General features: G+C 73.7%; 17 protein-coding genes. 9 read left to right on the forward strand and 8 right to left on the reverse strand.

What is annotated here, in order from left to right:
* Positions 1–118 precede the first annotated feature (118 nt).
* Together V2J52_RS10230 and V2J52_RS10235 are read right to left on the reverse strand one after the other, a co-directional pair.
* Positions 119–901, reverse strand: coding sequence for an ABC transporter permease (locus tag V2J52_RS10230; protein ID WP_331227581.1), 783 nt, complete (start codon positions 899–901; stop codon positions 119–121).
* Positions 901–1,845 (reverse strand): ABC transporter ATP-binding protein, encoded by a 945-nt coding sequence (locus V2J52_RS10235; protein WP_331227582.1) that lies wholly within the window; start codon positions 1,843–1,845, stop codon positions 901–903. Before V2J52_RS10235 ends, V2J52_RS10230 begins: the two co-directional genes overlap by 1 nt.
* Before the next feature lie 211 nt (positions 1,846–2,056).
* Between V2J52_RS10235 and V2J52_RS10240 the strand changes: the two genes are divergently transcribed.
* The 9 genes from V2J52_RS10240 (at position 2,057) to V2J52_RS10280 (ending at position 13,152) form a co-directional block, all read left to right on the forward strand.
* On the forward strand, positions 2,057–3,226 hold the full coding sequence (locus tag V2J52_RS10240) for a sensor histidine kinase (RefSeq protein WP_331227583.1): 1,170 nt from the start codon (positions 2,057–2,059) through the stop codon (positions 3,224–3,226).
* Positions 3,223–3,885 (forward strand): response regulator transcription factor, encoded by a 663-nt coding sequence (locus V2J52_RS10245; protein ID WP_331227584.1) that lies wholly within the window; start codon positions 3,223–3,225, stop codon positions 3,883–3,885. Before V2J52_RS10240 ends, V2J52_RS10245 begins: the two co-directional genes overlap by 4 nt.
* Positions 3,886–4,083: 198 nt before the next feature.
* Complete coding sequence (locus tag V2J52_RS10250; protein WP_331227585.1) at positions 4,084–4,554, forward strand: hypothetical protein; 471 nt, start codon at positions 4,084–4,086, stop codon at positions 4,552–4,554.
* Positions 4,555–4,730: 176 nt separating this feature from the next.
* Entirely contained in the window at positions 4,731–6,014 is a 1,284-nt protein-coding gene (locus V2J52_RS10255) for a glycosyltransferase family protein (protein WP_331227586.1), read from the forward strand.
* Positions 6,004–7,383, forward strand: coding sequence for a glycosyltransferase family 4 protein (locus V2J52_RS10260; RefSeq protein ID WP_331227587.1), 1,380 nt, complete (start codon positions 6,004–6,006; stop codon positions 7,381–7,383). The genes V2J52_RS10255 and V2J52_RS10260 overlap by 11 nt, the downstream gene beginning before the upstream one ends.
* A complete protein-coding gene (locus tag V2J52_RS10265) occupies positions 7,383–8,798 on the forward strand; it encodes a glycosyltransferase family 4 protein (protein WP_331227588.1) in 1,416 nt (471 codons plus the stop codon). Before V2J52_RS10260 ends, V2J52_RS10265 begins: the two co-directional genes overlap by 1 nt.
* A 1-nt stretch (position 8,799) precedes the next feature.
* Positions 8,800–10,707 (forward strand): ABC transporter ATP-binding protein, encoded by a 1,908-nt coding sequence (locus V2J52_RS10270; protein ID WP_331227589.1) that lies wholly within the window; start codon positions 8,800–8,802, stop codon positions 10,705–10,707.
* Positions 10,685–11,929, forward strand: coding sequence for a phosphotransferase (locus V2J52_RS10275; RefSeq protein ID WP_331227590.1), 1,245 nt, complete (start codon positions 10,685–10,687; stop codon positions 11,927–11,929). Before V2J52_RS10270 ends, V2J52_RS10275 begins: the two co-directional genes overlap by 23 nt.
* Positions 11,926–13,152 carry a hypothetical protein gene (locus V2J52_RS10280; protein WP_331227591.1) on the forward strand — a complete coding sequence of 409 codons (1,227 nt, stop codon included), beginning with the start codon at positions 11,926–11,928 and terminating at the stop codon, positions 13,150–13,152. The genes V2J52_RS10275 and V2J52_RS10280 overlap by 4 nt, the downstream gene beginning before the upstream one ends.
* A 16-nt stretch (positions 13,153–13,168) precedes the next feature.
* Here the strand turns inward: V2J52_RS10280 and V2J52_RS10285 are convergent, their stop codons facing one another.
* From V2J52_RS10285 to V2J52_RS10310, 6 genes are all read right to left on the reverse strand, one after another.
* On the reverse strand, positions 13,169–13,972 hold the full coding sequence (locus V2J52_RS10285) for an ATP-grasp domain-containing protein (protein WP_331227592.1): 804 nt from the start codon (positions 13,970–13,972) through the stop codon (positions 13,169–13,171).
* Positions 13,973–14,014: 42 nt separating this feature from the next.
* The gene (locus V2J52_RS10290; RefSeq protein WP_331227593.1) at positions 14,015–15,127 is read right to left on the reverse strand and encodes a class I SAM-dependent methyltransferase; all 1,113 of its coding nucleotides are present in this window, start codon (positions 15,125–15,127) and stop codon (positions 14,015–14,017) included.
* Positions 15,057–15,425, reverse strand: coding sequence for a hypothetical protein (locus V2J52_RS10295; protein WP_331227594.1), 369 nt, complete (start codon positions 15,423–15,425; stop codon positions 15,057–15,059). The genes V2J52_RS10290 and V2J52_RS10295 overlap by 71 nt, the downstream gene beginning before the upstream one ends.
* Before the next feature lie 133 nt (positions 15,426–15,558).
* Positions 15,559–17,181 carry a LuxR C-terminal-related transcriptional regulator gene (locus V2J52_RS10300; RefSeq protein WP_331227595.1) on the reverse strand — a complete coding sequence of 541 codons (1,623 nt, stop codon included), beginning with the start codon at positions 17,179–17,181 and terminating at the stop codon, positions 15,559–15,561.
* A 67-nt stretch (positions 17,182–17,248) separates the two neighbouring features.
* A complete protein-coding gene (locus V2J52_RS10305) occupies positions 17,249–19,066 on the reverse strand; it encodes a glycerophosphoryl diester phosphodiesterase membrane domain-containing protein (RefSeq protein WP_331227596.1) in 1,818 nt (605 codons plus the stop codon).
* Between the two features lie 13 nt (positions 19,067–19,079).
* Entirely contained in the window at positions 19,080–20,246 is a 1,167-nt protein-coding gene (locus V2J52_RS10310; protein ID WP_331227597.1) for a cysteine desulfurase family protein, read from the reverse strand.
* Positions 20,247–20,312 lie beyond the last annotated feature (66 nt).

Raw genomic sequence — 20,312 nt, forward strand, 5'->3', positions numbered from 1 at the left:
GGCGGCCGCTGGCTCCCAGATACCCGATCTCGGCAAGGACGTCAGGGGCCGGGGAAGACCGATGCGTGGAGGATGTGCGGGCTATCCGTGGTCATGGGCCATTCCTCCAGGTCCGTGGTCAGGTCCAGCGGAACAGCTTGGCGGCCAGGCCACCGGTGACCACCGCCCAGGCGCCGAGAGCCGCGAGATGCAGCGTCTCGGGCCGCTCGCCGACCCACGCGGCCGAGAGTGCGCCGTTGCCGGCACCGTAAGGCAACGACTCGCCGATGGTCTGCAGCACGTCGGGCAGGCTCTCGGACGGGCCGAACCCGCCACCGAGGGCGAGCATGAGGAAGAACGCGCCGAGGCCGAGCGCGATGGCCGCGTTCACCGTGGGGGCGACGGCGGCGATGAGGATGCCGATGCCGTACATCGCGGCGAGCAGCAGCGTCCCGGCGAGCAGCGCCCACCCGAGGTTCGCCGGCAGTGTCACCCCGAAGAACGCGGCTCCGACGCCCATCATCAGGCCCACGCCGACGAGCACCTGCGCCAGGCTCACGAGCATCTGCGCGAGCAGGATCATGATCGGCCGGGCCGGGGTGACCGCGAGTCCCTTGAGGACCCCGTACTTGCGGTATGCCGCGAGGAACGAGGGCATGTTCACCACGCCCACAAGGGCCACGACCATGGTGATGGTCAGCGGCAGGAGGATTGCGTTCATCACGGTGGCGCCGTTCGGCAGCACCTGGTCGGAGCCGTCTCCGATGCCATTCGTCACCATGAGCAGCAGCGGCAACCCGATCGGGAGGAGAAGGCCGGAGGTGTCGCGGATGATCATCCGCGCCTCGGCGAGGAACATCTGGCCCCAGGCTGCCGCCGGCAGGCGGCGCGCGGGGGGCAGGGCTGTCGTCGTCTCGGTCATCATTGTCCCTTCTCGGTCATGTGGAGCGGCATCTGCGGCTCACCGAGCTCGTTGCCGGTGATCTGGAGGAACGCGTCGTCGAGCGTGGCGGTACTGGTTCGGAAGTCGGTGGCGGGCACCTCGTGGCGCACCAGGGTGCTCGTGATCTTGGTGACGAGGTCGCCGCGGCCCACGACCCGCACCTGGTCGCCGTCGACGGACACGTCCTCGACGCCGGGCAGCGCGGTGAGCACCGACGGGTCGAGCGGTGCGTGGGCGCGAAAGCTCACGCCGTCGGCGCCGGACACCTGCTGGACGAGCGCAGCGGGGCTGTCCAGCGCCACGATCTTCCCGGCGTCGATGACGGCGACCCGGTCGCACAGTCGCTCGACCTCCTCCATGAAGTGGCTGACGAGCACGATCGTGATGCCGTCCTCGCGCATCTCCTCGACGAGCCGCCACATGCCGCGCCGGGCCGCGGAGTCCAGCCCGGTGGTCAGCTCGTCGAGCACCGCGAGCCGGGGGCGGCCGACGAGGGCGAGGGCGATGCTCAGCCGCTGCAGCTCCCCGCCGGACAGGTTCATGGAGCGGTTGTCGCGCACGCCGGCCAGCCCGAGCCGTTCGACGAGCCCGTCCGGGTCGAGACCGTCGCGGTAGAAGGAGCGGTACATCCGCACCAGCTCAATGACCGTCAGGCTCATGTGAACGTACGTCGCCTGCAGCTGGACGCCGACGGCCTGCTGCACCCGGGCGCGCTCCTTGCGTGGGTCGAGGCCGAACACCCGGACCCGGCCGCCGTCAGGCTTGCGCAGCCCGATCGCGGACTCGACCGTCGTCGTCTTCCCGGCGCCGTTGCGGCCCAGGATGCCGAAGATCTCGCCGCGCTCGACGGCGAGGCTCACGCCGTCGACCACGGCGCGCCCTCCGTAGACCTTGCGTAGGTTGTCGATCTCGACGACGGCCATCGGTCTCCTCCTCGGTTGTCCGCCCGGTCGCCGCGGTGCCGGTCGCCCTCGGGCGTCGCGGCCATCACGGCTCCGGTCACCAGTCCCTCCAACCGGTGTGCTTCCACGCTATGAATCCGGCAGGGCGGCGCACATCTGCCGGACGTCACCGGTTCCGGCCATGACTTCCGGCACCTGCCACGGGTCGTGGACCTGTCCGTAGGGTGGGCGCATGGAACGCTCGAGCCGGGTCCAGATCTGGGCGGCCGTGAGCATGCTCGTGCTGTGCGTGCTCATCGGCGTGGTCGAGGGCGCCACGATCCTGCACACCGGGTCGTGGCCCTACTTCGTACCGTGGCTGGCGGTGTTCCTCACTTTCCTCGCGGGGGACGTCGTCGCCACCGTCCGGCGTCCGCCGACGACATCCCGCGGGCGGCTGTCGATCGTGGCGGTGCCGGTGCTCGCCGCGAGCACGATCGTCCTGCTCTCCCCGAACCGGGGCGGCCTCAGCCTCATCCTGTTGGTGCTCACCGCCGCCACCGCCGCCATGCACCTGGACTTTCGCGGGATCGCTGCCGTCATCGGATGGAACTCCGCCGTCATCCTGGCCGCCGGCGCCGCCCTCGGGCCGCTGGTCGAGGAGCCCAACCCGCCGGTCGAGCTGCTGCTCGCGACCGTCCTCTACGGCGTGCTCCAGGCCGCCAGCGCCGCGATGGTGTGGAGTCAGCAGCGTGTGGAGGAGACCCTGCAGGACCTCACCGTGGCCCACGTGGAGCTACGGAGCGCGAGCGCACTGCTCGCCGAGTCCAGCCAGGCCCAGGAGCGGCTGCGGATCTCCCGCGAGCTGCACGACGTCCTCGGCCACCAGCTCACTGTGCTGTCCGTCGAGCTCGAGGTCGCCTCGCACCAGGTGGACGGCACCGGGCGGGAGCACGTGGTGCGCGCCCGAGCGATGGCCAAGGAGCTGCTCGCCGACGTCCGTTCCGTCGTCGGGACCGAGCGGCAGCGCAGCTTCGACCTGCCCGCTGCGCTGGCCCGGGTGACCAAGGAGATCCCCCACCCCCGGGTGCACCTGGACACCGCCACGGGGATCGCGCCGGACGATCAGCGAGCCGCCACGATGGTGCGCGCCGTGCAGGAGATCGCCACCAACACCATCCGCCACTCCCAGGCGGACAACCTCTGGGTCACCCTCACCGCCGACGACGACGTCCTGCGCCTGGAGACCCACGACGACGGCTGGGGCGCCACGACCTTCACCCCGGGCCACGGCCTCACCGGTATCCGGGAGCGAGCAGAGTCGCTGGGCGGCACCGTGCAGATCGATGCCAGCTCCGGCTTCCGGGTGACGGTCGACCTGCCCCTCCGCGTGGGACCGGTCCGCCGGGAGGTGCCGGCGTGATCCGGGTGGTCATCGCCGACGACCAGGCCCTCATGCGCCAGGGGTTGGCGAGCCTGCTGGCGATCAGCGACGAGATCGAGGTCGTGGGGCACGCCGCCGACGGTGACGACGCACTCTCCGTCGTCGCGGAGCTCGATCCCGACGTCCTGCTGCTGGACCTGCGGATGCCGGGGCGGGACGGGATCGCCACCCTCGAGGAGCTGCGCCGGCGCGGCAGCGACGTCCCGGTGCTGGTGCTGACCACCTTCGACGACGACGAGCTCGTCCTGCGCGCCCTGCGCGCCGGCGCCCGGGGGTACCTGCTCAAGGACGTGACACTCGAGGAGCTCGTCGGCGCCATCCGGACGCTGGCCGACGGTGACACGCTGGTGCAGCCGGCGCTCACCGAGCGGCTGCTGCAGGGACTCGGCGCACTGCCCGCGCCGGACGACTTCGCCCACCTGCCCACGCCCGGACCGCTGACCCCGCGCGAGACCGAGATCCTGCGGCTGCTGGCCAGCGGCTTCAGCAACCGGGAGATCGCCGACGCGCTGTTCCTCGCCGAGGGCACCGTGAAGAACCACCTCTCCACCGTGCTGGCCAAGCTTGGCGTCAAGGACCGCACCCGCGCCGTGCTGCGGGCACTGCACCTCGGCCTGCTGAGCGCCCCGTCGTCCTGACCGAGCCCCCTCGCCGACAGCCGAGTTATCACCGACAGCAGGATCGTCACCGACAGCCGAGTTATCACCGACAGCAGGATTGTCAGCGGCAGCAGGATCGTCACCGACAGCGGGATTGTCAGCGACAGCAGAGTTACCGCCGAAGCAACCGCGACGTCCCTGGGAAAGGCATCGTCGGTCGTGCGTCATGATTGCGCCATGACAGCCGCGCCGCAGCAGGTGCCGCCCGCGGAAGCCGCCTCCCGCCGAGGTCGCTTGCGCCGGTGGATGCGCGCCCGTCCGAGCGACGTGGTCGACCTGTTCGTCTACGTCGTCGTCCTCAACCTGGCCATCGAGTACGTCCCGTCTGTCATCAGCGAGAGCTTCACCCTCTCGCTGCTGACAGCCGTGCTCCTCAAGGTCGCCCTCGAGCTGGTGATCATGGTCAAGGGCCGCATCCTCGCCCGGCTACGGACAGCCACGACGCGGCGCACCAAGGCGGTGGCCGTCCTGTCGTTGTGGGTCGTCGCCGCCGGTAGCAAGCTGGTGGTCCTGGAACTGGTGAACCTCGTCTTCGCCGACTCCGTGAGCCTCGGGGGCTTCGTACCGGTGACGCTGCTCGTCCTGGCCCTCCTGGCATCGAGGTCAGCCGTCCGCAGCCTCCTCTACGACACTCCTGCGACGATCTGAAGACGTCCGCAGCCGCCGCTCGGAGCGTGGGTCGCGCGTCACCCGGAGTTCACGCACCGCTCACCGGGAGTACATGAGAGGGGCCTCATCTGCCCGTCACCTCGGACTCACATCGGCGTCGTTAACTCTTTCTCAGCACCAATGCTGTCCGTCGGGCGGCCAGAGGAGGGGGACCGATGACCGTCATCGCACCGAGGCTCACCCGGGCCGAACGCCGGGACGCCGACCGTGACGGCACCTCGCCGCACGACCGCACCCGTCGTGGCACCGCGACCGCGAGCGGCGGTGGCCGCCGGCTGCGCGTCGCGCTCTACTCCCACGACGCGCTGGGGCTGGGACACGTCCGCCGCAACCTCGCGATCGCCCGCGCCCTCGGTGCCCTCGACCCGCAGCCCGACATCCTGCTGCTCACCGGGGCGCCCGAGGCGGTTACCGCGGACCGGCCGGCGCACTGTGACCTCGTCTCGCTGCCGGCGCTCACCAAGGACGCCCGCGGGCAGTACGGCGCGCGGCACCTGTCGGTCAGCCAGGGGCACATCGCGCACATGCGTCGCAGCATCCTCACCGCCGCCCTCACCTCATTCCGGCCCGACGTCGTCGTCGTCGACAAGCATTCGCGGGGCTTCCGCGGCGAGCTCGAGCCCGCCCTCGAGCAGCTCCGGGCCGCCGGCACCCGCATCGTCCTGGGGCTGCGCGACGTCCTCGACGACGACGTGACGTCGCGCCGTGAGTGGGACGCCGACCGCGCCACCGACGCCGTCGACCGTTGGTACGACCAGATCTGGGTGTACGGCGACCACCGGGTCCAGGACCTCGGCGCCCAGCTCCAGCTGCCCGGCCGGCTGCGCCGGCACACCACCCACACCGGCTACCTCGCCAACGGCCGCATCCCGGAGCGACCGGTCGGCCACACCGAGGTGGAGCGGCCCTACGTGCTTGCGATGGTCGGTGGCGGTGGGGACGGCATCCAGGTCGCCGAGGCGTTCGTCGCCGCCGACATGCCCACCGGCCACCACGGCGTGCTCGTCACCGGGCCGCAGATGCCGGTGGAGGACGTTCGACGGCTCGTCGAGGTCGCTGCGACCCGCTCCAACCTCACCGTTCACACCTACGTCACCGACCCGGAGACGCTGCTCGCGGGCGCCGCCGCCGTCGTCTCCATGGGCGGCTACAACACCGTCTGCGAGGCGATGGCGCTCGGTGCCCGGCTGCTCGTCGTGCCCCGGGTCCGGCCGCGGACCGAGCAGCTCATCCGCGCCCGGCTGCTCGACGCCGCGGGGATGCTCGATCACCTCGTCCCCGACGACCTCACCCCCGCCGCGCTCGCCGGCTGGCTGCGCGACGCCGTCGCGACGCCGTCGACCCGCTACGCCCCCGCCGTCGACCTCGACGGGCTCGCCCGCCTGCCCGGCCTGCTCACCGCTCTCGTCAGCACGAAGGAGAAGACAGATGTCGCCTGAGAAGATCGGCTACGTCCTCAAGATGTACCCGCGGTTCTCCGAGACCTTCATCGTCTCCGAGATCCTCGGCCGGGAGGCTCGCGGCGCCGACATCGAGGTGTTCTCGCTGCGCCCGCCGGTGGACCCGCGCTTCCACAGCGCGCTGGCCAGGGTCAGCGCCCCGGTCAGCTACGTGCCCCGTGCCCGCAAGCCCGAGGAGCTGTGGTCCGCGCTGCGTGAGGCAGCGCCGATGCTGCCCCGGCTCCCCCAGGTGCTGCCCGAGCTGCTGGCCGCCGACGCCACCGACGCCGCGCAGGCCCTCGAGGTGGCGGTCCAGGTCAGTCGGCGGGGCATCACCCACCTGCACGCGCACTTCGCCTCGATGGCGACGACGGTGGCGCGGCTCGCGTCGTTGCTCACCGGGGTGCCGTACTCGTTCACCGCGCACGCCAAGGACATCTTCCACGAGTCGGTCGACCCGGCCGACCTCGCCCGCAAGATCGCCGACGCCCACCACGTGGTGACCATCTCCGACTACAACGACCGGCACCTGCGGCGCACCTTCCCGGCCGCCGTGGCCGCCACCCGCCTCCACCGCATCTACAACGGCCTCGACCTCGATGCCTTCCCGTTCCGCTCCGCTGCCCAGCACCCGACCGGCACGGTTCCCATCGTCGTCGCGGTCGGCCGGCTGGTGGAGAAGAAGGGCTTCGACGTGCTCCTCGACGCGACGGCCGCGCTGCGTGACGCCGGGCGCCCGGTCCGCTGCCGGATCATCGGCGGCGGCGAGCGGGAGGCCGCGCTGCGGGAGCAGGTCGCCCGGCTGGGCCTCGGCGACGTCGTCGAGCTCACCGGCCCCCTCCCCCAGGACGAGGTCCGCGAGCAGGTGGCCGGTGCCGACGTGTTCGCCGCCCCGTGCGTCGTCGGCGCGGACGGCAACGCCGACGGCCTGCCCACCGTGCTCCTCGAGGCGATGGCCGTCGGTACCCCGTGCGTCTCCACCGACGTCACCGGCATCACCGAGGCGATCCTCTACGAGGTCACCGGCCTCGAGGTGCCCCAGCACGACGCCGTCGCCCTCGCCGCCGCGATCGGCCGGCTGCTCGACGACCGCCCGCTCGGCGACCGGCTCGCCCGCGCCGCGCGTGACCTCGTGGAGCGCCAGTTCGACACCCGCCGTCAGGTCGCCGAGCTCGAGTCTGCCTGCCGCCCCCACCCCATCCCCCAAGGCAGCAGCCCCACCCGCGAGAGCAGACTTGTCCCCGACAGCAGGATTGTCCCCGACAGCAGACTTGTCACCGACAGCGGGATTGTCACCGACAGCAGGATTGTCGACGCCGGATCGCGCCCCGCCGTCGTCCCTCGCAACGAGCACGTGGGGGTGCGCTGATGCGGATCGCCTACGTCTGCGCCGACCCCGGCATCCCGGTCTTCGGCACCAAGGGTGCCTCGGTCCACGTCCAGGAGGTGCTGCGGGTGCTGCTCGACGCCGGGCACCACGTCGACCTGTTGTGCCGCCGCACCGGCGGTGAGCCGTGGCCGGCCGCCGCGGCCGCCATCGCCGCGGGCCAGCTCGCCGTCCACGACCTCGGTCGGGTCACCGGCGAGGACCTCGCCACGCGCGAGCTACGTGCGATGGCCGCCGACCTCGACGTCGCCGCCGCCCTCGAGACGCTCGGCGGCCCGGCCGGTTTCGACGTCGTCTACGAGCGGTACTCGCTCTGGAGCCGCGCCGGCAGCGCTTACGCGCACCGTCACGGCGTGCCGTCGATCCTGGAGGTCAACGCCCCGTTGCCGCAGGAGGCTGCCCGCCACCGCGGCCTGGTCCATGTCGACCAGGCTTGGACGACGGCGCGCGAAGCGATCGGCGCCGCCACCGCCGTGGTGTGTGTCTCCGAGCCTGTCGCCGACTGGGTGCACGGCGTGCTGGCCGACGCGGAGCCGTGCCCCGGCGACCGGCCGCGCGTCGTCGTCGAGGCCAACGGGGTCGACGTCGACCGGATCGTCCCCGGGCCGGTACCGGTACCCGGCGTCGTCGCCGGCCCGTTCACGGTCGGTTTCGTCGGCACGCTCAAGCCGTGGCACGGCACCGAGACGTTGCTGACTGCCCACGCCCTGCTGCGCCGATCAGTGCCCGACGCCCGCCTGCTACTCGTCGGTGACGGGCCGCAGGCCGAGGCCCTGCGCGCGCAGACCCACCGCCTCGGTATCTCCGACGCCGTCGACATGACCGGCGCCGTCACGCCGCTCGACATCCCCGCGCTGCTCCACCGGATGGACGTCGCCACCGCCCCCTACCCGGGTGACGGCGAGGGCTACTTCTCCCCGCTCAAGGTGTACGAGTACATGGCTGCCGGGCTACCGGTCGTGGCCTCGGCCGTCGGCCAGCTGCCGCAGGTCCTCGAGCACGCGTCGACCGGCTTCCTCATCCCCGGCTCGGACCCGATCGCGCTGGCGGGCATGCTCCACGTGCTCGCCGACGACCAGTGGTTGCGTGACCGGATCGGCACCGCGGCGCGCGCCCACGTCGTCGAAGGCCATACCTGGCGGCACGTCGTCGAGCGCTCGCTGGCGGCCGCCGGGCTGACCTTGGCGGATACCACGGCGCAGCGCGGTCACGAGGACGTGGACAATCCTGCTCTCGTGGACAAGTCGGCTCTCGCAGACAATCCCGCTCTCGCGGACAATCCCGCTGTCGGCGACAAGTCGGCTGTCGGCGACAAGTCGGCTGTCGGTGACAAGTCGGCTGTCGGCGACAAGTCGGCTGTCGGCGACAAGTCGGCTGTCGGGGCGGGGGTGGGCTGAGATGGCGAAGAAGCCGACCGAGGAGCTCAAGTCGATCCTGCCCTCGCTGCGCCGGATCTACTCCTTCCTGCGCCCCCACCTGCGGCCGCACCGTGCGATCGTCGCCGGGGGGTTCGTCGCGCTCTTCTTCGAGGTGGCCTTCCGGCTCCTGCAGCCCTGGCCGCTGAGCTTCGTCATCGACGCCGTCATCGCCCCCGGCGCCGCCCAGGACCCCGGGATCCTCCGGGTGCTCGTGCTGTGCGCGGTGGCTGTCGTGGCCGTCGCCGGCCTCCGCGCGCTGGCGTCCTACCTCATGACGGTGTTCTTCGCGCTCGCCGGCACCCGCGCGATGACCTCGGTCCGTGCGCAGGTCTACTCCCACGTGCTGCGGCTGTCGCTGCGCTTCCACGGCTCGGCACGGGGCGGCGACCTCATCACCCGGCTGATCGCCGACGTCGGCCGGCTGCGCGACGTCGCCGTCACCGCCGCGATGCCGCTGCTCGGCAACGTCTTCACCCTGCTGGCGATGCTCACCGTGATGTTCATCCTCGACTGGCGCCTCGCGCTCGTCGTGCTCGCCGCCTTCCCGTTCTTCGCGATGTCCTCCTCGCGCTCCACCCGCAAGATCACCTCCGCCTCCCGCGTCCAGCGCCGCCGGGAGGGCGACCTCGCCGGCGCCGCCGGCGAGTCGCTGGGCGCGATCAAGGTCGTCCAGGCCTACTCGCTGGCCGGGCGCCTCGAGGAGAGCTTCGCGGCGTCGAACAACCAGGAGCTCACCCAGGGCGTCAAGGCCACCCGGCTCTCGGCCGCCCTCGAGCGCAAGACCGACGTGCTCGTCGGCATCGCCACCGGCGCGGTGCTCCTCATCGGCGGCTGGTCGGTGGTGCGCGGCAACCTCAGCCCCGGCGAGCTCGTCGTCTTCACCACCTACCTCAAGGGCGCCTTCAAGCCGATGCGCGACCTCGCCAAGTACACCGGGCGCATCGCCAAGGCGGCAGCCTCCGGCGAGCGCATCCTCGACCTCATGCACACCGAGCAGGACATCACCGACTCGGCGAAGGCGTACGGGATCACCCGGCTGGCCGGCGAGATCCGGCTCGAGCACGTCACCGCCTCCTACACCGGGACCGACCGGGCGCTGGACGACGTCACGCTGCGCATCCTGCCCGGGCGGAAGGTCGCCGTCGTCGGCCACTCCGGCTCCGGCAAGTCGACGCTGGCCAGCCTGCTGCTGCGGCTGCAGGACCCGGTGAGCGGGGCCGTCAAGCTCGACGGCCACGACCTGCGCGACGTGACCATCGAGTCGCTGCGGGCCCACGTAGCCGTCGTGCTCCAGGAGTCGGTGCTGTTCCAGGGCACCATCGCGGAGAACATCGAGATGGGCCGTCCCGGCGCCACCCCGGAGGAGGTCGAGCAGGCCGCGCGGTCGGCCAACGCCCACGAGTTCATCTGCCGGCTGCCCGACGGGTACCAGACCGGCGTCGGCGAGCGCGGCGAGACCCTCTCCGGCGGGCAGCGCCAACGCATCGCCATCGCTCGCGCCATGCTGCGCAACGCCTCGATCATCATCCTCGACGAGGCCACGACCGGTCTGGACCCGAAGAACTCCGCCGAGGTGCTCGAGGCGATCGACCGGCTCGCGGAGGGCCGCACGACCGTCGTCATCACCCACACCCTGGCCGACGCCGTCAGCTGTGACGAGGTCATCGTCCTCGAGCGTGGCCGGGTCGTCGAGCACGGCCGGCCGCAGGACCTGCTCGCCGCGGCCGGCTCTCGGCTGACCATGCTGGACCCGGAGCGGCACCGTCGGCTGGTCGCGGTGCCGGACCCCGCCGAGCCCGCCGAACCCGCCGAGCCCACCGAGACCGACGAGCCCCACGAGCCCCACGACCCCGACGAGGAGCCCCATGACCGCCGTCGCATCGGCTGACCAGCGGCTGGCCGCCGCCGACCCGGCCGTCCCCGGACTGGCCGAGGTGCTCCGCCCGCTCGACCTGGTCCAGCGGCTCGCGCCGGGCTGGGGCGCCGTCGCCGCCCGCGTCACCTACCTGCGGTACAAGCCCGGCACCTCGCTCGTCGCGGGGCTGGTGCTCACCGCCGACGACGGCGCGACCGTCGCGGCGCAGGCGCTCGCCCTCGGGCCCGCTGCGCCCGACAAGCTCACCAAGGTGCGCCGGGCCGGTGAGGCCGACGACGTCGGTCTCGGCGCGGTGCTCGACCCCCGGCTCGGCGTCGCGCTCACCGACGTCACGGCCGACCGGCACCTGCCCGGGGTACGGCGGGTGCTGCGGCACGCCGACCGCACGACGTCCCCCCTCGTCTACAAGCCGGGACGACGCTGGGTGGCCCGCCAGGACCGCACCGACGCACCGCCGTCCCTGGTGAAGGTGCACCGGCCCGCCACGTTGCCCGGCCTGCTCGCCGGCTACCACGCCCTGCGCGGCCTGCCGGTGTCGAGGGTGACCTCGGTGCACCAGCGACGCGGCGTCGTCACCAGCGCCTGGCTGCCGGGCACCCCGCTCGACCGGCTCGCCGGCGACGGCGTCGCCGACCTCTGGGCCCGCGCCGGCGGCGTGCTGGCCGACGTGCACCGCCAGCCGGCCACCGACGGGCTCGTTCCGGTGGACCGGGCCGCCGGCCTGGCCGCCGCCGTCGCCGCGGTACGGTCCGTCGCGCCAGAGCTCGCGGCCGAGGCCCGCACCGTCGCCGAACGGGTGCGCGCCGGCCTCCGCGGCGGCGACGGCTCCCGGGTGGTGCACGGGGACTTCTCCGCCGACCAGGTCATCGTCCGGCCCGACCTCGCCGCGGCCGCGGGTGGCACCGGGCCGGGGACGCCGGCCGAGCCAGGCCAGCCGGCGGTGACCGTCGTCGACCTCGACCGGGTCGGGCTCGACGACCCGGTCGCCGACCTCGCGTCCTGGTACGGCGCGCTGGTCGCCGCCGGTGCCGAGCCGGGCGACCCGCGCGACGTGCTCGCCCCGCTGCTCGCGGGCTACACCGCCGCCGGGGGCCGGCCGTGCCTCGACCGGCTGCGTCTGCACTGCGCCGCCGCCGTGCTGCAGCGAGCCACCGAGCCGTTCCGGCAGCACCTGCCCGGCTGGCCCGCCGGCGTGGCCGGTCTCGTGGCCGTGTCGACGGGGTTGAGCACATGAGTGCCCACGGGCCCGTCAATGCGTGGCGGTCCGTCTCGGCCGACGACGGCGCAGCGGCTGCGCAGCCCGTCGCACCTCCGCGCCGGGCGCGCCAGGCCGCTGGCCACGACGTCCGGCGGCTGCCCGACGTCGTGTTCGACGGCGAGCTGCGCTACCGGCTCGTCCGGGCGTGGCCGCGCGGCACCGGCCATGCCCTCGCCGAGCTGGCGGCCGACGACGGCGCCACCGTCGCGGCGCAGTGGTTCGCCGACCCTGCCGCGCTCGCGGCGGCCGCCGCCAAGGCACCCGAGGCGGCGAAGGTGGCCGGGGACGTGCTGCTGCAGCCGGCCGGCGCGGACGCCCGGCTGGGCGCGCTGCCCGAGCTGCTCGCCCGTGACGGCGCCCAGCTGATCGCCCATCGGCCGGGGCGGCGCGCCGTCGTGCGGCTGGCCGGCGCCGACGGCACCCCCCGCGAGTTCGTCAAGGTGGTCCGGCCGAGCAAGGCGGCGGACCTCGCCCGGCGCGGCGGCCTGGTCGCCACGCTGATCGGCGACGACGTCCCCGTCCCACGGCTGCTCGACGAGTCGGGGCTGGCGCGCGGAGTGCTGCGGTGGAGCGTCGTGCCCGGCCGGACGTTGCACGACCTCGGCGCCGCCGCCGGCTGGACGGCTGACGAGGCGCGGGCCGCGTGGCGCGCCGCGGGCCGGGCGGTCGCGCACCTGCACGACGCGCCGGTGGCGCAGGTGAGCGCCCGCCACGGCGCCACGGACGAGCTCGACGCGGCGGCCGCCTGGTTGCACCCCGCCGTCGGCCACGGCCTGCTCGACGCCGACCTCGTCGCCCGGGCCGGCGAGCGGGTGACGGCCGACCTGGCCGCCGATGACCGCGACCCGGTGCTCGGCGTGCTCCACCGCGACCTGCACGACAAGCAGCTGCTGCTCGACGACGACGGGACCGTCGGCATGATCGACGTCGACACCCTCGCCGTCGGCGAGCGGGCGCTCGACGTCGCGAACCTCCTCGTGCACCTCGAGCTGCGGCAGGCCCAGGGCCTGCTGACCGCGGAGCTCGCCGCTGCGGCGCGCGACGGCTTCCTCGCCGGTCTCGACGCCCGACTGCCGGCTGCGCGGGTCGCCGCCTACGCCCGGGCCACCCGGCTGCGCCTCGCCGGGGTCTACGCCTTCCGTCCCCGCTGGCGGACCGTCGCCGCGGACCTGCTGCACCGGGCCGCTACTCAGCCGTGAGGCTCCGTGCGCGCGGTCAGCCGGCGGAGGGGCCGGCCACGTGCTCCAGGATGTGCTCGGTCACCAGTGGCACCGCCCCCGGCACCCCACGGAACCCCGGGAACCCGTTGACGTCGACGACCACCGGACCGGTGGGCGTGTGCAGCAGGTCCACCCCGATCAGATGGGCCCCGAGCGCCCGCTGGACCCGCAGCGCAAGGTCCACCTGGACGGCGTCGGGCTCGAAGGGCGTGCCCGACGTCGTGTGCCGGCCCTCGAGGGTGGAGGCCTTGAGCAGCCCGCGCACCACGCGCCCCGCCAGGTAGAGCTTGCGGTCGGTGCCGTCAGCAGGCAGCCGCTGCTCGACGAGGTACGGTCCGGGGAACGGCGCATCGCGCGGCAGCGTGCGACCGGTGCCGGTGACCACCTGTGTCCCGCGTCCCGGGCCGGCGAAGGCTTTGGCCACGACCTGCTGGGTCCCGGCGCGAGCCAGCACGTCGGGCCACCGCTCCACCGTGATGGATGGCGGCAGCGGGACCTCGGCAGCGGCCAGCGCCGCCTGCCAGGAACGCCGGTCGCGCAGCAGCCGGTCTGCTGGCCACGGGTTGCACAGCGGAACGCCGCGGTGGTGCAGCTCCCCGAGCACGGAGGTCACCGAGCCGTTCAGCCCCCGGTGGACGACGAGCGACTCCGCCGCGAGGTCGGCCGCCTCGACCGGCTCCTCGTGCGGCAGCCGGACCGTCACCGTGAGGCCACGGGTCTCGAGCTCGTCGGCAACCTCGGCGAGGAGCGTCCCGGGCCGGGGCGGCTTGCCGAGCAGGAGCGTGACACGAGAGGGCATGGTTCATCCTCTCAGCGGATCGCGGCCGTGTGGTGGCCCCGGCTACGGGCGCGCCACGAAGTAGGCGTTGAACGGGTCCGACGCCACGTCGAGCACCTCCACCTGCCCGAACCCGGCCTCCCCGAGCATCTGCTCGGCCAGCTGGGTCCCCCACACCGTGCCCAGGCCCGCGCCACCGAGCCCGAGGGAGACGCTCATGCAGTGGAACATCGAGACGGTGTACAGGTAGCTGCCCCACGGCAGCGCGACGTTGTCCTCGAGGTTGCTGGACGCCTTGATGTCCACCATGAGGAACACCCCGCCCGGCCGCAGGGACGACCGGACGTTGGCCAGCACGAGGGCAGGGTGCGCCTGGTCGTGGACGGCGTCGAACGCCGTCACCAGGTCGTACTGCCGGCGGTCTCGGATCGTGGCCAGGTCGGCGACCTCGAACCGGACGTTCGCCAGCCCCCAGGCGGCCGCCTCGGAGCGTGCGGTGGCGATGCCCTCGGTGGAGAAGTCGTAGCCGGTGAACCGGCTGCTCGGATAGGCGCGTGCCATGAGGTTGGCCGCGTGCCCGGACCCGCAGCCGGCGTCGAGGACGTCGATCCCCGCCGCGAGCCGCTCCGGGAGCTCAGCGGCCAGCGGCAGGATGCCGTCCACGAGGACGGCGTCGTTGACCGTGGCCGACTCATCGGCCATGGTCCGCTGGAACCGCGGGTACTCGGCGTAGGCGAGGCCGCCACCGTGACGCAGGCACTCCAGCACCCGCTGCTCCGCCGCGCCCAGCATGGGGATGTACTGCATCAGCTGGGCCAGGTTGGCCGGGCCGGCGGCCCGGGTGAGCACCGCGGCGTGCGACCGCGGGAAGTGGTAGCTGTCGGCGGTGGGCTCGTAGCGGACGATCCCGGCCGCCGCCATCCCGCCGAGCCACTCGCGGACGTAGCGTTCGTCGAGGTTCGCGGCGGCGGCGATCTCGGCGCTGCCGGCCGGCGGCAGCGTGGCAAGCACCTCGAACAGGCCGGCCTGGTGGCCGATGCTGGTGAGCAGGGCTATCGCGCTGGAGTTGAGGATCTCCAGGTAGCGGGCGGACAACGCCTCGGTCTCAGCGTCGGCCGGCTCCGGCACGCTGGCGGCCGCGGTCGAGGGGCCCTCGGTGGTCAGGTTGGTAGTCATCAAGCATCTCCGTGGTGTGCTCGGTCCCCAGCCGGTGCACCCGTGACGCGAAGCGCAGGTACATGGCCAGCATCAGGGCGCTGGTGATGAGGTAGAAGCTGTGCAGCGCCCAGATGGGTCCCGCCGGGAGGCTGAACACGTAGAGGGAGTGCACGAGGTTGCCCGCGTTCGCGAGCAGGAGGTTGCCGGGGCTGTAGGAGGCGAGGTCGCGCGTGCGGATCGCCTTGACGAGCATCGGCATCGCGCTGGCGGCGAAGATGGCGGTGGAGACACTGCCCGCCACTGTGGTGAGCTCCATCTCCGGCCTCCTTCTGGGCCAAGCGGTTCTGTCGTGATCAACGCTAGGGACCGGCAGGCCGCGGCGAATCGGGAGAACCACCCAATCCCGCCCAGCACACCTGGGGCGAACCATGCAGGGAGCGTGGGCGCACCTACCGGCGTGGCCGCAGCCCCTGCTCGTGGGCCCAGGCGGCCGCTGCGGTGCGGGAGGAGACCCCGAGCTTGGCGAAGATGTTCGCCAGGTGCCGGCCCACCGTCTTCTCGCTGATGAACAGCGCCCCGGCGGTGTCCCGGTTGCTCGCTCCGGCGGCGATGAGGCCGAGGACCTCGGCCTCGCGCGAGGTCAGCCCGCCCGGCAGTGCTCGGGCGTCGAGCCGTGCCACGTCCGGCAGCGCGCCGAGCTCTCGGTAGATGGCCAGCGCGGTGGCCAGATCGGCGTGCGCGGCGGCCGCGTCCCCGCGCCCGGTGTGGGCCGACGCCCACAGCTCGTAGATCGTGGCGGTCTCGTAGCGGGCGTGCAGCTCGCGGTAGGCGACCGCGGCGGCCCGCAGCACCGGCAGCGCGTCGTCGTGCCGCTGCTGCGCCACGAGGACCGCGGCCCGGGCGTGGGCCGCCCAGGCACGGTACCCGTCGGTGGCGAACTCGACGGCGGTGGCCTCCAGCTCCTCGCACAGCGCCGCTGCCTCTGCCACGAGGCCCACCGCGAGCGCCACCTCGACCCCGGGCCGAAGCAGCCGGGCGGCGGCCACCCGGTCCCGTCCGGCCAGGGCGGCACGCAGCCCGGACCAGGCGTCGCGCCCGCGTCCCTGGGCGAGCTCGAGCAGCGCGGTGCCGGGCTGCGTCTCGGCGCCGAGATCCTCGGCACGGGCGTACGCCTCGCGCGCGCCGGGAACGTCGCCGCGCAGCCGCCGGATCTCGCCGAGCTGGTAGTACGCCTCCCCCGCGACCCAGTCGTTGACGCCCACCAGCTCCGCGCCGCTGCGCTCGACGTCACTCTCCAGCGCGGTCCAGCCACCCTCGACGCAGCGCAGCTGGAGGCGGTGGACGCGGCAGATGCCGGAGTAGACCACCTCGCCGCGGAACTGCTCGCACCACGTCTCGGTGGCTCGCGTCCACGCGCGCATCCGGGACAGGTCGGCCAGGTCGTGACAGACGTGGATCACCGTGCAGTACACGTCGCCGGCCCACTGCGCCGGCAGCTGCCCCGCCAGCACCGACAGCATCGCCTCGTCCAGCTGGGCGAACCCGCCCGCCGGGTCACCGGTGCGGACGTCGGCCAGCCCGGACAGCACCAGTCCCAGCGAGGTCAGCTGCGGCGCGTGGAGCCGCCGGCCCATGTCCTGCAGCGCCGCTGCCGACTCCCGGGCCGGTGCCAGCTCACGGAAGTCCAGCCCGATCGCCGCGTCCAGGTAGCGCAGGTAGCCGTGCTCGACGGCCTCCGGGAGGCCCGTCAACAGCCGCCGGGCGCGGCTGGCCCAGCCGGAGGAGATCACCAGGTCCCCGCGGACGAACCACAGCAGTCCCAGGTCGATGGCCTTCATCGCGGCGTCGGTGACGTCGCCGTCGCGCTCGAGGCGGTGGAAGACCTCCTCGGAGATCGCCAGCGACGCCCGGACCTGCCCCACCCACCAGGAAGCCCTGCCGAGGAGGTCCAGGTCGGACGTCGAGAGGGCACCGCCGCCGTGCGCCCGGCTCAGGCCTCGGTAGGCGGCGGACCAGTCCCCGCGGGAGTACGCCGCTCGTGCCGCCACCACCTGCACCGCAAGATCGTCCATGACATCGCTCCGGGCCCACGGTACTCCTGCGGCCACGCGCGCCGCAGCGCGGGCGAGTGCCGCGCCGTCACCACCATCCCGCGAGCCCGCGCAGCTCGTCGGTCAGCCGGTCCGCGAGGCTCGTCCCCGAGTCGACCCGTGCCCGTTCCCGCAGCGCCATCGCCGGGGAGCCGGTGATGAGACCGTCGACGCCCGCCCGGGTGTGCTGGCGGACCGCGGCGGCGTCGGAGACCGTCCACAGGAACAGCTCCACGCCCGCCTCGCGCGCCTCACGCAGCATCCTCGGCGCGAACGACGATTGCTCCAGGGCGACGAAGTCGGCGTCGCCCGGGTCCAGCCGGCCGCGGTAGAAGGCGACCACCCAGCCCACGGTGAGGTCCGGGAAACGGTCCACGGCGTCCTCGACCACCGCCCGGTCGAAGGACTGCAGCCGGGAGCCGGCGAGGAGGTCGTGGCGGCGCAGCACCTCGGCAACATCCCCGAGGTAGTCCCCGTGCTCCCGGCCGTGGGTCTTGAGCTCGACCAGCAGCGCGACGTCGAGCTCGGCGGCCAGCGCCGCGAACTCCTCGAAGGACGGGATCCGCGACCGGTGCCCGCCCTGGCTGACCACCGTGGCGGTGAGCTCGGCGGTGGTCATGTCGGGCACCGCGCGGTCGACCCCGGCGATCCGCCGCAGGTTGGTGTCGTGCACGACGACGATCCCGCCGTCGCCGCTCTGCTGGACGTCGAGCTCGACCTGGTCGACCCCGAGCTCGGCGGCGGCCGCCAGCGACTCGAGGGTGTTCTCCACGGCGGCGTCGGTGACCCCGCGGTGCGCGACCACCGCCGTCGTCCCGGTGCGTTCGGCGCCACGGACGACGGCGAGGCTCGTCGTCGTCGTCACTGCCATGACCCCGAGCACCACGACGGCGACGACGACGCGTGACCACGCCGACGCGGCCGGTCGCGGCGCCACCGGTCGGGCGGCCGGGCCGGCGTGCGGCGCCGCGAGGGTGAGCAGGCTGAGGGTGACGACGGCGATGACGGTGGCGGCGACGAGCAGCACGAGCAGCTGGACACCGGTGACCGCTGCCGTCGCCACCACCGGCGCGGCGGCCGGCCACAGCGACTCGCCGAGCCGGACCACCGCGAGCGCGACGACGGTCGCGCCGCCGAGCACCGCTGCCGACGCCAGCCACGCCCCGCCGACGATGACGAGGATCCGCCAGCTCTGGCGGCGGGTGAGGCGCCAGCTGCGCGCGAGCGCCCCGGCGACGCCGACGGAGCCGGTGAGCAGCACGGCTGGGGTGAGCGCGAGCCGGACGTTGACGTAGAGCACGGTCACCAGCCCGGTCATCCAGGCCGCCGTGCCGAGCGGGGTCTTGCGCAGCTCGGACGCGATGAACGGCGGCAGCTCGACGCCGCGGGTGAGGAACGCGGCGACCTCGAGGTTCCCCAGCGGGACGAGGACGAACGCGTAGCCGGCGAACAGCAGGAGCTGCAGGCCGAGCAGCCGGCGGACGACCCCCGCCAGCTCCCGTAGCGCCCGCCGCAGGTCCGGGGCGCTGCCCGTGCGGGCGTCGCGGGCGAGGAGGACGACCACGCCCTGCCCGACCAGCAGGCCGGCGCTCGCCACCGCGGCGAGCAGCAGCAGGAGGAGCACCGCCACCGGGTCACGGAGCAGCTGGCCCAGGCTCGCCTCGGTCAGCGCCCGCACGCCCGCAGCCGCCAGCGCGGCCCGCAGCAGCAGCACGACGGCCGGGGAGAGCACAGCCGCGGTGGCGACCTGCACGAGGAGTACCGCGCCGAGGAAGGTGCGGTGATAGCCGGTGACGGTGCGCCAGGCCCGGGCGACGATCCGGTGCGGTGCGGGCGTCCTCGGTGGTGCGACGGCCGGCGGGGTCACCGCCAGGCCACTCTCATCGTGGCACGCGGCGGGTGGCCGCGGCGGCGCGCGACCGGGAGACCGCCTCGGGCAGGGCGGCGAGCACGGCGTCGACGTCGGCGTCGGTCGAGGTGCGACCGAGGGAGAGGCGCAGCGCCGAGCCCGCGGCGCGCTCGGGGTAGCCCATCGCGACGAGCACGAAGGAGCCCTGCTCGACGCCGGCCTGGCAGGCGGAGCCCGCCGAGGCGTTGATGCCGGCGACGTCGAGCGCGAACAGCAGGGACTCGGACTCGGCGTCGTCGATGGTCAGGTGCGCGACCTGCGGCAACCGGTCGGTGGCGGCACCGGTGAGGTGAAGTCCGGGCACGGCGGCCAGCGCCCCGGCGACCAGCCGGTCCCGCAGCGCGGCGACCCGTCGCGCCTCGGCGGCTCGCTCGGCCACCGCCAGGCTCACCGCGCGGGCCAGTGCCCGAGCCCCGGCGACGTCGAGCGTCCCGGACCGCACCCCGCGCTCCTGGCCACCGCCGTGGTGGACCGGCGCCAGCGCGAGGTCTCGACGCGCGAGCAGCGCACCGGCTCCCACCGGCCCGCCGAGCTTGTGGCCGGTGACGCTCATCGCCGCGAGCCCGCTGGCGGCGAAGTCGACCGGCAGGTAGGCCACCGCCTGGACCGCGTCGGAGTGCACCGGGGCGCCGGCCGCGAGCGCCACGACACCCTCGACCGGCTGAACGACACCGGTCTCGTTGTTCGCCCACATCACCGACACCAGCGCGAGGTCGCGCCCGTCACCGACGAGCTCGGCTGCGGCGGCGAGGTCGACGGCGCCGCTTGCGGTCACCGGCAGCAGCCCGACGTCGGCGTGGCCGCGCTCCGCCAGCCAGGTCGCGGCGTCGAGCACGGCGTGGTGCTCGACCGCGGACACCAGCAGCCGGGGCCGCGCAGCGGGGTGCGCGTAGACGGCGCCCTTGACGGCGAGGTTGTCGGCCTCGGTGCCACCGGCGGTGAACAGCACCTCGGCGGGCTGTGCTCCGAGGGCGGCGGCGAGCTCCTCGCGGGCCTCCTCCAGCCGCCGCCGGGCGTCGCGGCCGGCCGCGTGCGTGGACGAGGGGTTGCCGCCGCGGGCCAGCTCGTCACCGTGCACCGCGGCGGCCTCCGGGCGCACCGATGTCGTCGCCGCGTGGTCGAGGTAGTGGCCGTTCACCCGGCCGAGTCTACGGACGCTCCCACCCAACTCCCAGGAACCACCCGTAGGCTGTCCCGGTCGATG

The organism is Georgenia sunbinii (assembly GCF_036421875.1).
In the GTDB taxonomy this organism is placed as follows: domain Bacteria; phylum Actinomycetota; class Actinomycetes; order Actinomycetales; family Actinomycetaceae; genus Georgenia_B; species Georgenia_B sunbinii.

What these genes read in the sequence shown, in the direction of transcription:
- V2J52_RS10230 (WP_331227581.1), bottom strand. Translation starts at nt 901, where the DNA reads ATGACCGAGACGACGACAGCCCTGCCCCCCGCGCGCCGCCTGCCGGCG.
- V2J52_RS10235 (WP_331227582.1), bottom strand. Translation starts at nt 1,845, where the DNA reads ATGGCCGTCGTCGAGATCGACAACCTACGCAAGGTCTACGGAGGGCGC.
- V2J52_RS10240 (WP_331227583.1), top strand. Translation starts at nt 2,057, where the DNA reads ATGGAACGCTCGAGCCGGGTCCAGATCTGGGCGGCCGTGAGCATGCTC.
- V2J52_RS10250 (WP_331227585.1), top strand. Translation starts at nt 4,084, where the DNA reads ATGACAGCCGCGCCGCAGCAGGTGCCGCCCGCGGAAGCCGCCTCCCGC.
- V2J52_RS10255 (WP_331227586.1), top strand. Translation starts at nt 4,731, where the DNA reads ATGACCGTCATCGCACCGAGGCTCACCCGGGCCGAACGCCGGGACGCC.
- V2J52_RS10260 (WP_331227587.1), top strand. Translation starts at nt 6,004, where the DNA reads ATGTCGCCTGAGAAGATCGGCTACGTCCTCAAGATGTACCCGCGGTTC.
- V2J52_RS10265 (WP_331227588.1), top strand. Translation starts at nt 7,383, where the DNA reads ATGCGGATCGCCTACGTCTGCGCCGACCCCGGCATCCCGGTCTTCGGC.
- V2J52_RS10270 (WP_331227589.1), top strand. Translation starts at nt 8,800, where the DNA reads ATGGCGAAGAAGCCGACCGAGGAGCTCAAGTCGATCCTGCCCTCGCTG.
- V2J52_RS10275 (WP_331227590.1), top strand. Translation starts at nt 10,685, where the DNA reads ATGACCGCCGTCGCATCGGCTGACCAGCGGCTGGCCGCCGCCGACCCG.
- V2J52_RS10280 (WP_331227591.1), top strand. Translation starts at nt 11,926, where the DNA reads ATGAGTGCCCACGGGCCCGTCAATGCGTGGCGGTCCGTCTCGGCCGAC.
- V2J52_RS10285 (WP_331227592.1), bottom strand. Translation starts at nt 13,972, where the DNA reads ATGCCCTCTCGTGTCACGCTCCTGCTCGGCAAGCCGCCCCGGCCCGGG.
- V2J52_RS10290 (WP_331227593.1), bottom strand. Translation starts at nt 15,127, where the DNA reads ATGACTACCAACCTGACCACCGAGGGCCCCTCGACCGCGGCCGCCAGC.
- V2J52_RS10295 (WP_331227594.1), bottom strand. Translation starts at nt 15,425, where the DNA reads ATGGAGCTCACCACAGTGGCGGGCAGTGTCTCCACCGCCATCTTCGCC.
- V2J52_RS10300 (WP_331227595.1), bottom strand. Translation starts at nt 17,181, where the DNA reads ATGGACGATCTTGCGGTGCAGGTGGTGGCGGCACGAGCGGCGTACTCC.